An 11,845-nucleotide genomic window follows, 5' to 3' on the forward strand; every position below is an offset into this window, starting at 1 on the left:
AAGTTTCCCTTCCCCAGCCGCCGGAGGCATCTTAATTATCTTCCAATAATTGCTTTTTGCGTTCTTCCAGTTCGGCGATTTCTTCTTCGAGCACGGCCATTTTTTCCATGAGTTCTTCGGCCCAGTTGCAGGTCTCAGTGTAGCGGGAATTCAGTTCCACTGCTGCTGCGCCGTCATCATAGAGAGCGGGATCGTTAAGCTGTTCTTCCATGGTGGCCTGATCTTCCATGGTTTTTTCAAGATCCTTTTCGAGTTTTTCATACTCGGCAGTCTTGGGCTTGAGTTCCTTGTACAGGGCATTGCGGATTTCAGCCTGACGGCGCTTATCTTCCTTGCTCAGCTTGCGCTTGGCGGGCTTGTAGCTGTCGTTGGATTCAGCGGGGTCAGACTGGGCTGCGGGGGCTGCAAGTTTTTCCTTGCGATAGTCGTCGTATTCTTTGAAAGAGAAGAAAGTCTCGATTCCCGAATCAGTCAAAGCCCATATTTCATCAGCCACTTCGCCGAGCAGGTAGCGGTCATGCGCTACAAAGAAAAGGGTGCCGTCATAATCTTTCAAAGCCCGGATAAGTCCTTCGCGGCTTTCAAGGTCAAGATGGTTGGTGGGTTCGTCAAGAATGAGCAGGTTGGCCCGTGAAAGGAACAGCGATGCGAGAATCAGCCTGTTCTTTTCACCACCTGAAAGGGCGGAAACTTTGCGCTCGAAATATCCTTCGCCGAGCAGGAACAGGCCGAGAACGCTTTTGAGTTGCTCTTCGGTGGTGTCCGGGTCGCAGAGGCGGCGGATTTCGGAAAGAGCGGTTCTTTCGTCACGTAAAATATCGCTTTGATGCTGGCTGAAGTAGGCGAGAGATGTGTTCTGGCCCACTTTTGCAAAGCCTGCATTGGGCTTGAGTGTTCCCATGATCACTTTGAGCAGGGTCGATTTACCGGCACCGTTGGGCGCGGCAAGGGCAACTTTTTTGCCCCGGAAAAGCTGGAAATTGAGCAGGGGCCAGATGGACGGCGGTTTGCCGTCATAGGAAAATTCAAGATCAACTATGCTGATAGCGGCTTTGTCTCCGCGTGATGTCGGGGGCAGACGAAAACTCAGGGTGCGGCCGGAACGGTTGAGCTCGGCCTCTCCTTTGATTTTGTTTAACTCCTTGGACATCTTTTCCACTTTCTTGATTTTGGACTGGGCCTGTGCGGCCTTGCGGGCCTTGACCCGGAAGCGGTTGATGTAGGAGTTTTCGGCTTCGATGCGTGCAGAAAGCTTGGCGGCCTCGCGACTGCGCTGTTCCGCATTTTCGGCCTGCCATTTAAGGAATTCGGTGAAGTTGCCGCGTCTGACCTGCGGACGCCCGGAACCGAGGAAAAGCACATGGGTACCGACTTTATCGAGAAAAATACGGTCGTGTGCCACGTAGATGACTGCACCACGAAAGGAAAGCAGGTAGCTTTCCAGCCATTCCACGGCCTCAAGATCAAGGTGGTTGGTGGGTTCGTCCAAAAGGAGCAGGTCCGCACCCTGAAGGAGTACGCGGGCAAGTTTGGCGCGTTCTCGCCAGCCGCCGGAAAGTTCTTTGATTTTGCTGAGCAGGTCGTGTTCGGAAAAGCCCAGCCCGGTGAGGATGGTACGGGCTTTGTGTTCGGGATTGTATCCGAACTGGTGTTCTAATTCAGCCTGTTTTTCGGAGAGCCGCTCCATGAGTGCCTGATCATTTTTTTGTCCGGCTTCTTCCCATTGTTCCCAGAGCTTATTCCATGAGGGCAGAGCGGAAAGTACCCAGCTGAGCAGGGTGTTTTCAAGGATTTCCCCGGTCAGTTCCTGCGCCACGTATCCGAGACGCGCACCTTTGGAAATGGAAAGCACTCCGCCGTCCGGTTCTATTTTTCCGGCAATGAGCTTAAGCAGGGTGGATTTACCGCAACCGTTGGGGCCGGCCACGGCAAGGCGCATTCCTGCGGACACTTCAAAAGAAAGGTCGCTGAACAGGTCTTCCCCGTTGTAGGATTTTTCAAGGGACGAAATAGTGATTCTGGGCATGATATATATGTTTTGCTGTAAAATTGTGGGCTGAGAAAGCGAGTTAAAATATATATTCATCCTGCAGATTGCAAGGGTAATTGAAAGTTTAAATTTGACCGCGTTGCAGGCAACAGTTATCCCCAATCCATGAGTACATGGTATGTATATCTGCTGCGTTGCAGCGACAACTCACTCTATTGCGGAGTAACCACTGATCCTGCACGCAGGCTGGAAGAGCATAATTCCGGCAAGGGCGCGAAGTATACTCGTTGTCGTCTGCCCGTTGAATTTGAAGCTTATGAATCTTTCCCGGATAAGCGTGCTGCTTATCGCGCTGAGTATGCTGTAAAGCAAAAGCGGGCAGGACAGAAGGTCGGGTTTCTTAGGGAGCTGGCAATGCAAGACAATGCTGTGCCGCCTGATCGCGTTAAATGCGAAGCAAACTAAGCCGCCGGAGGCATCTCTTTTAATTCTTAAAAAGCGTGTTAGCGCATCAAATCCTGTATTTTTTTTAAAACCGTTTCAGGTTCTATTCTACGCAGACATTCCCGGTCTTTTTTGCAATTGCTTTTGCCGTGCAGTGAGCAGGGGCGGCATTCCATTTCTGACTCAAGCACAACATCACGCTTTCCTGCGGGGTAGAATCCCCATGCTTTTGAGGTCGGTCCGAACATGGCGATTACCGGGGTGGATACGGAAGCGGCCAGATGCATGGGGCCGGAATCCCCGGTGATCAGCAGGGCGGATTTTTCCAGCAGGGCGCAGGTCTCGCGCAGCTGAAGCTGACTGGTGAAGTTTGCTCCATGGGATTGCGGCTCGAAGACGTTGTCGTCGCGTCCGATGATTGCCCAGTTTATGGATGCAACATCGAGCATGGCGATGAGTTTCTGCCAGTTTTCTTCGGGCCATGCTTTGTCGGGATGAGTGGCGTAGGGATGCAGGGCGATGAAATTTTGACCTAGGTCATGTTCTTCCATGAGTGTTCGGATGATATTTCTTTCGTTATCAGCCAGATAGATACGCGGCAGAAGTTCCGGGGCTTCCGGGATTTCTTCTTCGAGGGCGGAAGCGTATCGTTGGGTGACCCGCAGTTGGGAAAGTCTTTCGTCCAGTTTGGGAGAACGGGTCAGCCTGAACATGCGCCGATCAAGGGAAAATTTGTTGTAGCGGGAAACTTTTCCTTTCCAGCGTGCGGCAAGGATTCTGGAGCGCAGGGTGGAGTGCAGGTCGATGAGTTCGCATCCTTCGTACTCGGCGGCGAGTTGTCCGGCCTTTTTAATCCATGCCAGATCACCGAGGTCTTTTTTATCAAGACTGATGACTTTTGTGATATGGGGATTATTTTCTAATACAGGGCTGCTGGAAACTTTGGTAATAACCGAGAAAGTGCAGTTGTATTTATTTGCCCAGTACTCGATTACCCCGGTGGTCAGGACCACGTCACCGAGGGCACTGAGCCTGAAAACGACTTTGTGATTTGTGTTTGGCATTGCGCGCATATTTTATGTGTGAAGCTCAAAAGGTCAATGTCTTTTTTTTGTGCTCTAACTGTTTGAACTCTTGTTGATTTTAATTTAAGATTATATTTTGTAGCAAAACCGTAGGAAATCTGGGCTGAAACGGCCCTATTTCTGTTGCGCCACTATCTGGGTTCTGATACTGATGCCAGTATCAAAAAGATGCCGGATGGCGTCATTCAACAACTTTAACTCAAAAATTAATGCTGGAATTAATACTTTCCGTCAGTGTAGCCACACTTGTTTCCGCCTACTGTTCAGTCAGTGAAGCCGTATTTTATTCCTTTCCTTGGAGCAGGATCGAAACCCTGCGCAAGGAAGGTCACAAATCCGGGGCGATTCTGCATAAGCTGCGTGCCAATGTGGACCGGCCCATCACTGCCATTCTGACCCTCAATACTGTTGCCCATACTGCCGGGGCCGCTTTTGCCGGTGCTGCATGGGCATCTGTTTACGGGGCGGAGACCCTGCCTTGGTTCACGCTTGGATTTACAATCGTCATTCTCGTTCTGTCTGAGATTCTGCCCAAGACCATCGGCGTGCTTTACTGTGAACCTCTGGGACGGGTGCTGGCCCGGCCCATGGAAATTTTAATCTGGATATTTCTTCCGGTTATCTGGATCTGCGGTATTTTTTCGCGTCTTGTTAACAGAAACAAGAGCTGTGAAGGACCGCAGGCCACGGAAGATGATATAAAAGCTATGGTCAGCCTGACCAGGAGATCCGGGGCGATCAAACCGTATGAAGCCCTCTCAATTGCCAACATCCTGTCGTTGGACGACAAGATTGTTGAGCAGATTATGACTCCCCGGACTGTTGTGTTCTCTCTTCCTGCTGAGATGACCGTAGCGGAGGCCCATGCCAAGTACAGCGCATGGCCGCACAGCCGTATTCCCGTTTATGAAGGTGATGATCCTGAAGACATTGTCGGGGTTATTTACAGGCGTTCTGTTTTTGAAGCGCTTGCGGATGACCATGATGATGTGAAGCTTTCAGAGTTGATGAAACCGGTCCGTTTTGCGCTGGAAAACATCACTCTGGATAAGTTGCTGGTCAAATTCCTTGAAAGCCGCATGCATTTGTTTGTGGTGCTGGATGAATACGGCGGAATGTCAGGGGTTGTAACCCTTGAAGATGTAATGGAAGAGATCCTCGGCAGCGAGATCGTGGACGAGACCGATCAGGTTGTGGACATGCGCGAACTCGCCCGCAGGAGAAGAAAAGAACTGGTCGTCAGCAAGGAAGAAGCTTCCGCTGACGTTTCGAAATAAAACGGAGAATAAGAATGGCCAAGAAAGGCGGAAAAGGCGTCTACATTGCCGCCTTGATCCTTTTTCTCGGTGGACTTGGGTACCTGATTTATTCAGGTGTTTCACAGGACAGCGTGTATTTTCTTAATGTTTCCGAGGCCCTTGCCATGGAAGAGTCCGAGCTTGGACAGGCAAGGCTGTTCGGCAAGGTGGCTCCTCAGAATATTGAATCCAAAGCCGGAGGGCTGGGGGTTGCTTTTGATCTGACTGATCAGGAGAAAAATACACAGACCATCCGTGTAGATTACAGCGGTGCAGTGCCTGACACTTTCAAAGAAGGTGTCGAGGTTATTGTTGAGGGTAATTTTGTCAATGGACACAAGATGTTCAAGGCAACTTCCCTCATTACCAAGTGTCCGTCCAAGTACGAGAAGGAAAACCGCGAGGGTTGATCCCTTGCGGAACTGATCCGTTTAAAAAAGATTTTATCCGTAATGGAGTAATTATAATATGCAGCTTTTTGCTAACCTTCTGCTCCTCATCGCCCTGCTTGCGGCGTTGGGGGCGGGTGCTTATGCGTGCCTTGCCCTGCTCACGGGCAAACGCAGCGTGCTGGATTTGATTGACAAAGCGAATATGGCAATTGCCGGTCTGATTACAGGTTCCAGTGTCATTTTGACTATCGGCCTTATCAACCGGGATTACTCATTCAAATATATCTACGAATACGTAGATAATACACTGCCCATTTTTTATACGCTTACAGCATTCTGGGCCGGGGCTGACGGTTCCCTGCTTTTCTGGATGCTGTCCATTGCGATTATGGGTGTTATCTTTTCCAGACTGGCTCTTTTTAAAGAGTTTTCCGAAAAAACAAGACTGTATTACTGGCTGTTTTACATGGCGGTGCAGGCTTTTTTCCTGCTCCTGCTGACCAGTTGGTCCAATCCTTTTATGGAACTGGTCCCCACCCCGGCGGACGGGCACGGTCTTAACCCGCTGCTGCGTAACCCCGGTATGATATTTCATCCGCCGCTGCTGTTCCTCGGCTATGCCGGATTTACAAGTCCTGCTGCGCTGGCTCTTGCAGCCTACATTTCAGGTGAGCTGAAATCATGGGTGTCCTTTTGCCGTAACTGGAATATTCTCTCCTGGATTTTCCTTACCGCAGGAATCGTACTCGGCTGCTGGTGGTCCTACATGGAACTGGGCTGGGGCGGTTACTGGGCATGGGACCCGGTGGAAAATGCTTCACTTATCCCGTGGCTCAGCGCATCTGCTTTCATGCATACCGCCATCATTCAGATCAAACGCAAGGCCCTGCATCGGACCAATGTCTTTCTCATGAGCCTGACTCTGCTGCTGTGCATCTTTGCCACCTATCTGGTGCGCTCCGGTGTTGTGCAGTCCCTGCATGCTTACGGTGAGAACGGAGTCGGGCTGCCGCTGCTGCTTTTCCTGATGTCCAACCTTGCTGTTATCGTGTTTGTGCTGGTGGTCGGACCCCGTCCTGAAAGCAGGACACTTTCCGGCCTGAACAGCAGGCAGGGTATGCTGGTTATTGCTGCGTGGGCCTTCCTCGGTCTCGGCCTTGTGGTCGGTCTGGGAACCATGTGGCCGGTGATCAGCAAGATGTGGAGTGCCAATCCGGTGGGCCTTGACGCACGGTTTTACAACCGGGTCTGTCTGCCCCTGTTCAGCCTGATTATCCTTATTTTTACTGTCTGCCCGTGGTTCAATTGGAAAGAAGGTATTTTCGATAAACGCGGCCTGTTTCTCGTGGGCGGTGCTTTTATCGGCGGCGGCGCAATCAGTTATGTTTGCGGCCTGCATAATCCCCTCGGCCTGATTACCAGTGCTGCGGCAATTGCTTCTCTTGTGGGAATCATCGGCGTTTTCGCTTTCATCCCACAATTGCGCAAAGTCCGCTCCATGATCGGGGTTTACGGACTGCATTTCGGGGTGGCTCTTGTTTTCCTCGGCGTAGCGTGGTCCGGTCCCAACAAGGTTGAGCACCAGTATGTGGTCAAACAGGGCGAAAGTGTGCAGCTCGGCACCTATTCCGTTACCTTTAAAAGGATTACCGAAGGACAGACTCCCGAGATGGCGCATATTGCCGCTATTCTGGAAGTTACCGAGAACGGTAAACCTGTCGGCCTGATGGCTCCTGAGCGTCGTCTGTACCGCAACTTTGATCAGCCTTTTGCTGAAGTTTCGGTTATTCCCAGCCTCGGCAGCGAAATTTACGCTACCTTGCTGAGTGTTGATGCTGAAGGTAACGCAACGCTTAAGATGAGCCTTAATCCGCTAATCAACTGGCTCTGGATCGGCGGCACCCTGATGTGTCTGTTCGGATTCATGGCTTTCAGAAAACCGAAACTCTCTTAGGCGGATTGCAGTGTCTGAGAATGGAAGCATAGCTCTTAAGGTGCGCAAGGCAGCCAAGTTCTTCGGGACAAGGCTGATCTTCAAGGATGTCAGTTGCGATGTGCTGCGCGGGGAAATTCTTCTCGTGGTGGGCCGCAACGGTGCGGGCAAAACAACCCTGCTCAAGATCATGTCCGGATTATCCCGTGCTTCGGCCGGGAGTGCGGATATTTTGACCGAGCCGGAAAAGACCGCCTACCTTGGGCATTCCACTTTTATCTATCCGCGTTTGAGCGGAGTGGCCAACCTCTCATTCTGGGCCTCCATGTACGGCCTTTCTCCTTCCCGCGAAGAGCTTATGGCTCTGCTGAAACGGGTGGGATTGGAAAGGGCGGCTGAAGAGCAGGCCGGGTCCTATTCACGAGGCATGGCCCAGCGGTTGAATCTGGCCCGTGTTTTCCTTGTGAACCCGGATCTCCTTTTTCTGGATGAACCGGGAACCGGACTTGATCAGGCTTCACTGACTCTTCTGCGTGAGGAAGTGGTGGCCCTGCGTGACCGCGGTACCGCCATTGTCTGGATCAGCCATGATGTGAACCACGATACCTCCCTCGCTGACCGGGTCTTAGGACTTGCCGGGCGCAGGATGGCCTATCTCGGTCCTGCTGCAGAGTTCGATCCCGAAACCGTACTGGGAGGGGAGAATGCTTAAGCGCGGACTGACCATCGCGGCCAAGGACCTGCGTCTTTCCATCGGCGGAGGACAGGGACTCACACAGGCGATTCTGTTGGGACTTCTGCTGATCTTCGTGTTCAGCTTATCCCGTCCCGCAGGGCAGCTGGTAGAGCCGCAGGCGGCATCAGCCATATTCTGGCTTGCATCCTCTTTCGGGTTGGTTTTGGTTTTCAACACTTTGTTTTCAATGGAAGAATCAAACGAAGCGCGCTTGGGACTGCTTTCATCGCCTGTCCCGCTGCATGCCGTATGGTTCGGAAAGGGTCTTGCCGGGTTCGGGCTGCTGCTTTGTTCGCAGCTTGTGTTTCTCCCGGCTACAATTGTATTCTTAGGTCAGGACATGAAGGGATCGATGGCGGTTTTCGCTGCGACCCTGCTGGCTGCGGACTGGGGGCTGGTTGCTCTCGGGGCATTGCTCGGTGCAATCTCCCAAGGGCAGGCCGCACGGGAATCACTGCTTTCAGTGATCCTTTTCCCCTTGATGCTGCCCATCCTGCTGGGAGCCATACAATTGATGACTTCGGTTTTTTCCGGGGTTAACCTTATGGACGAGAGTTCGTGGATGGGTATTATTGTTTCCGCCTCGGCTCTGTTCAGCGGTGCGGGCCTGATCCTTTTTCCTTTTGTATACAGCGGCGAGCAGTAGCTCGTTGAGAAATATAGTTTACGGAGCATTTAAATGAACCTTGCAATCGCAGCACTGCTGGCTGGTGCAGCACTTTGTGCCGGACAGTATCTTATCTGGATGTATGCGCCCATTGAAATGACCATGGGGCTGGTTCAGAAGATTTTTTATGTCCACATGCCAATGGCGGCCTGGGCCATGATTAGTTTTTTCGTGGTCTTCCTCGCCAGTGCGGCGTATTTGCTGAAACGTGATATCAAGTTTGATTACATTGCCGGAGCTGCCGCTGAGATCGGAGTGGTCTTCAGCGGACTGGCACTTGTTACCGGTTCCATCTGGGGCCGGGCGGCATGGAATGTCTGGTGGACATGGGATCCGCGGCTGACCACCACATTAATTATGTGGTTTGTCTATGCTGCGTACCTCGTATTGCGCACCTCTCCCATGTCGGCAGAACGCCGTTCTCTTGTCTGTGCAGTTCTCGGAGTTGTCGCATTTGTAGATGTCCCTCTCGTTTTTTATTCTGCGCGGCTCTGGAGAAGTGTGCATCCCAACGTGATCGGGGCCAAGGGTGGCGGAATGGAGCCTGAAATGATGACCACGCTTATGGTTAATCTGGCGGCATTCGGCCTGTTCTGGCTGGTATTGCTGGCAGTTCGCTACAAGCAGGTACGGCTTTCCGGTGAACTGGACGCTAAAATGATCTGGGATCATGATTAGAAAGGCATGCCTCCGGCGGCCAAAGAACCCTTTTGAAAAAGGGTTCTCTGGACTCTCCTAAAACTTTTAATAAGCTTCGCTGGGTTTAGCGGAGAAAAGTAATATAAAATTAAGACGACATAGCCTTTCAAAGCGGCGAAGCCTAATAAAACGTTTTGGGATTCTTAAACCCTTTTGGAAAAGGGTTTAAGCCGCCGGAGGCAAAATGGAGTATATACAATGAATAGTGAGACTTACCTGTTAATTGCAAATATAGCTGTTTGGGTTGCAATCGCCGGATATCTGGCATTCATCGCAGCCAAGGGAGCATCCATGGACCGCCGCATCAGGCAGATGGAGATGCTCGATAATGACGAATAATATCAAGGATTTTACATTAAACGGCGGTCAGAAAGCAGTTGTCTGGCTGCTGGGTGTTGCTCTTATTGCGCTGTTTGTTACTTCGCTGACTTACCGCATGAGCCATCCCGGCAATAAGGTGGAATTTCAGCAGCAGAGTAAAGGCAGCGGCATGCCGGGCGGCATGGACGGCATGAACGAAGATGCCATGAAAAACGTGCGTGAACTCATGGAACGCATGGGCAAGGAACCTGATAACATGGAAATCCAGCTCGAACTGGCTAATTCTTTCATGATGATCCGGGCTTACGGTCGTGCCCAGACTTTCTTTGAGAAAGTGGTCAGTGCGGAACCGGAAAATATTCAGGCTTTGATGGGGTTGGGTATGTGTTTTTATCAGGCTGAACAGTTTGATAAGGCTGCGGATGCTTTTGATAAGATCGTTGCGCTTAATCCGGACGATTCCATGGCCCTGTTCAATGCTGCCATCGTTAAGAAATACTATCTGCATAAGCACGAAGAAGCTGACGCACAGCTTAAGCAGATTGTAGATAATCCTAAATCTTCCGCTGAAATGAAAAAACGCGCAGAAGAAGAGCTGAAAAGAGATGCTCACGCTGAGCAATAATTTTAGCTTCAAAAATGTAACCAGTAAGGGAATCCGTAAAAACGGGTTCCCTTTTTTTGTGCATAAGCTGTGTGTGTGTTAAATTTTGCGCAAAGAGTAAGTGTGAGTGGTTGCTCTGAATTATCTGTTTTTTGAGGGTGGCAAAACAGGGGTAAACAGACTATTTTTTTACGAGTAGGTTGATTTGGCTTACTTTATTCGTAGTTTGCAGCCAAACATTGACAAGTTTGCTTAATGCTGGCTAGTTAATAGTCAAAGGTTATTACTTTTCTCGCAATTTAATATGTCCGTCTTGCCGGATCTGGACAGCTGGTGCGGGAAAATCAGCTAATAGCCGCAGTCTGTTGTTTTCAACAGCTGTAATAACATGATAGGGTTATTCACGTTTATTACTTGTGGCGAAGATCCGCGAGTTGTTACGCAGGTGAATACGGTAACCGGGCCAAAGCGGCCCAATTCAACACAGTCAAGGAGTGTTATGATGAAACGTTCATTGCTGGTCCTGCTGGTCGCAGCCATGATGACCATCGGTAGTTTCGGTTCTGCTATTGCAGGCAAAATTGTTCTCGGTGTTCCCGGCGCCCATAGTGGAGACCTCGCAGCTTACGGCCTGCCTACTGTAGATGCAGCCAAACTGGTTGTTAAATCCATTAATGAGTCCGGCGGTGTAAACGGCATGCAGGTTGAATTGTCCACCCAGGATGATCAGTGCAAGCCTGAATTCGCCACCAACGCTGCCATGAAGCTCCTTTCCGACGGCGTTACTGTTGTTCTCGGCCACATCTGCTCCGGTGCAACCAAAGCAGCTCTGCCCATTTATAAAGATTCCAACCTGGTCTGCATGTCTCCTTCCGCAACCAGTCCTTCCCTGACTCTCAGCGGAGATTACCCCAACTTTTTCAGAACCATCGCTTCCGATGACGCTCAGGGCGCACTGGCAGCTATGTTCGCAGCAGAGAAACTTGGTCTTAAAAAGCCCGCCATCATTCATGATAAAGGTGACTACGGTAAAGGTTTTGCCGAGTGGACCCAGAAATACCTCGAAGAGAAAGGCATCAAAGCAGTTCTTTTTGAAGGCGTAACTCCTGGTGCAGTGGATTACTCCGCGGTAGTTCAGAAAGTTAAAGCATCCGGCGCAGACGGCGTTATTTTCGGTGGCTACCACCCTGAAGCATCCAAGATCGTTTCCCAGATGCGCAAGAAAAAAATGACCATCCCCTTCCTTTCCGATGACGGTGTAAAGGCCAAGACCTTTATCGATATCACCGGCAAGGCCGCTGAAGGCGTATACGCCACCGGTCCTCAGGATATCACAGCCAACCCCATGTACAAGGTTGCCCTTGATCAGTTTAAAGCCGCAAACGCAGGTAAAGAACCCGGTGCTTTCTACTTTGAAGCATATTCCGCAGCTCTGGCTCTGCTCAAGGCCATCGATTACGCCAAGTCCACCGACTATGACAAGATCGTTGAAGCTTTGCGCACCCATGAAGTTGAGACTCCCGTTGGTAAAATCAAGTTTGATGCCAAGGGCGATGCAATCGGCGTAGGGTTCTCCGTTTATCAGGTTCAAAATGGCGAGTACGTAGAAGTTAAATAAACTTCCGCGCTTTTAAGTAATTCCGATTCAGGGGGCAGGCGTGAATGTCTGTCCCCTG

General features: G+C 50.8%; 12 protein-coding genes. 10 read left to right on the forward strand and 2 right to left on the reverse strand.

The genetic code is table 11. From position 1 onward, the window contains the following. Nucleotides 1–31: 31 nt before the first annotated feature. A complete protein-coding gene (locus FMR86_RS07770; protein ID WP_163350528.1) occupies nucleotides 32–2,026 on the reverse strand; it encodes an ABC-F family ATP-binding cassette domain-containing protein in 1,995 nt (664 codons plus the stop codon). A gap of 129 nt (nucleotides 2,027–2,155) precedes the next feature. On the opposite strand from FMR86_RS07770, the gene FMR86_RS07775 reads away from it, so the two are divergent. After that, nucleotides 2,156–2,455: a GIY-YIG nuclease family protein gene (locus FMR86_RS07775; protein ID WP_163350529.1), complete on the forward strand. Its 300-nt coding sequence runs from the start codon at nucleotides 2,156–2,158 to the stop codon at nucleotides 2,453–2,455. Between the two features lie 38 nt (nucleotides 2,456–2,493). Here FMR86_RS07775 and FMR86_RS07780 read toward each other — a convergent pair whose 3' ends face one another. Continuing rightward, a complete protein-coding gene (locus FMR86_RS07780; protein WP_239057173.1) occupies nucleotides 2,494–3,498 on the reverse strand; it encodes a glycosyltransferase family 9 protein in 1,005 nt (334 codons plus the stop codon). Nucleotides 3,499–3,728: 230 nt separating this feature from the next. Between FMR86_RS07780 and FMR86_RS07785 the strand changes: the two genes are divergently transcribed. The 9 genes from FMR86_RS07785 (at nucleotide 3,729) to FMR86_RS07825 (ending at nucleotide 11,787) form a co-directional block, all read left to right on the forward strand. Continuing rightward, nucleotides 3,729–4,796 carry a hemolysin family protein gene (locus FMR86_RS07785; protein ID WP_163350531.1) on the forward strand — a complete coding sequence of 356 codons (1,068 nt, stop codon included), beginning with the start codon at nucleotides 3,729–3,731 and terminating at the stop codon, nucleotides 4,794–4,796. Between the two features lie 14 nt (nucleotides 4,797–4,810). Then, a complete protein-coding gene (locus FMR86_RS07790) occupies nucleotides 4,811–5,227 on the forward strand; it encodes a cytochrome c maturation protein CcmE (protein ID WP_163350532.1) in 417 nt (138 codons plus the stop codon). A gap of 58 nt (nucleotides 5,228–5,285) precedes the next feature. Further along, complete coding sequence (locus FMR86_RS07795) at nucleotides 5,286–7,163, forward strand: heme lyase CcmF/NrfE family subunit (RefSeq protein ID WP_163350533.1); 1,878 nt, start codon at nucleotides 5,286–5,288, stop codon at nucleotides 7,161–7,163. Nucleotides 7,164–7,173: 10 nt separating this feature from the next. Next, nucleotides 7,174–7,854 carry an ATP-binding cassette domain-containing protein gene (locus tag FMR86_RS07800; protein ID WP_373682461.1) on the forward strand — a complete coding sequence of 227 codons (681 nt, stop codon included), beginning with the start codon at nucleotides 7,174–7,176 and terminating at the stop codon, nucleotides 7,852–7,854. After that, nucleotides 7,847–8,524, forward strand: a complete 678-nt coding sequence (locus FMR86_RS07805; RefSeq protein ID WP_163350534.1) for a heme exporter protein CcmB — start codon at nucleotides 7,847–7,849, stop codon at nucleotides 8,522–8,524. The genes FMR86_RS07800 and FMR86_RS07805 overlap by 8 nt, the downstream gene beginning before the upstream one ends. A gap of 33 nt (nucleotides 8,525–8,557) precedes the next feature. After that, nucleotides 8,558–9,223, forward strand: a complete 666-nt coding sequence (gene ccsA / locus FMR86_RS07810) for a cytochrome c biogenesis protein CcsA (protein ID WP_163350535.1) — start codon at nucleotides 8,558–8,560, stop codon at nucleotides 9,221–9,223. Nucleotides 9,224–9,442: 219 nt separating this feature from the next. After that, on the forward strand, nucleotides 9,443–9,583 hold the full coding sequence (locus FMR86_RS07815) for a CcmD family protein (protein WP_163350536.1): 141 nt from the start codon (nucleotides 9,443–9,445) through the stop codon (nucleotides 9,581–9,583). Next, a complete protein-coding gene (locus FMR86_RS07820) occupies nucleotides 9,573–10,190 on the forward strand; it encodes a tetratricopeptide repeat protein (RefSeq protein WP_203544811.1) in 618 nt (205 codons plus the stop codon). Before FMR86_RS07815 ends, FMR86_RS07820 begins: the two co-directional genes overlap by 11 nt. A gap of 481 nt (nucleotides 10,191–10,671) precedes the next feature. Beyond that, nucleotides 10,672–11,787 (forward strand): branched-chain amino acid ABC transporter substrate-binding protein, encoded by a 1,116-nt coding sequence (locus FMR86_RS07825; RefSeq protein ID WP_163350571.1) that lies wholly within the window; start codon nucleotides 10,672–10,674, stop codon nucleotides 11,785–11,787. The last annotated feature ends 58 nt before the right edge of the window (nucleotides 11,788–11,845 follow it).

Origin of the sequence: Desulfovibrio sp. JC010 (genome assembly GCF_010470675.1) — a bacterium.
Lineage (GTDB): Bacteria > Desulfobacterota > Desulfovibrionia > Desulfovibrionales > Desulfovibrionaceae > Maridesulfovibrio.